This window comes from Novosphingobium sp. 11B (genome assembly GCF_054589055.1).
The window spans coordinates 1-314 of the sequence record NZ_BAAILP010000041.1 but is presented as its reverse complement, the minus strand read 5'-3'; the positions used below and the strand labels follow the sequence as shown (position 1 = coordinate 314).

Here is a 314-nt window from a genome sequence, read left to right as displayed (position 1 = left end):
CCGCCTTCGGCGCTCGATCCGTTGTCGCCCTCGATATAGACGATCATCGTGTTGTCGTACTGGCCGCTGTCCTTCAGCGACTGGATCAGGCGGCCGGTCTCATGATCGGCATAAGCGACGGTGGCGGCATAGGCCTCCATCAGCCGGGCGTAGACCTTGCGGTGCTCGGCATCGAGCGAATCCCAGGCGGGCAGCGAAGCCGGTCGCGGGGAGAGCACGGAATCCTTCGGGATCAGGCCCATCGCCTTCTGGCGCCGGAAGGTTTCCTCGCGGACCTTGTCCCAGCCCTGGTCGAACTTGCCCTTGTACTTGTC

1 protein-coding gene is annotated in these 314 nt (G+C 64.0%); it reads right to left on the bottom strand.

The annotated features are described in order from the left end of the window. Positions 1-314, bottom strand: a 314-nt coding sequence (locus ACYPYD_RS03440; protein WP_459662064.1) for a sulfatase-like hydrolase/transferase, incomplete at both ends; no start/stop codon positions are given.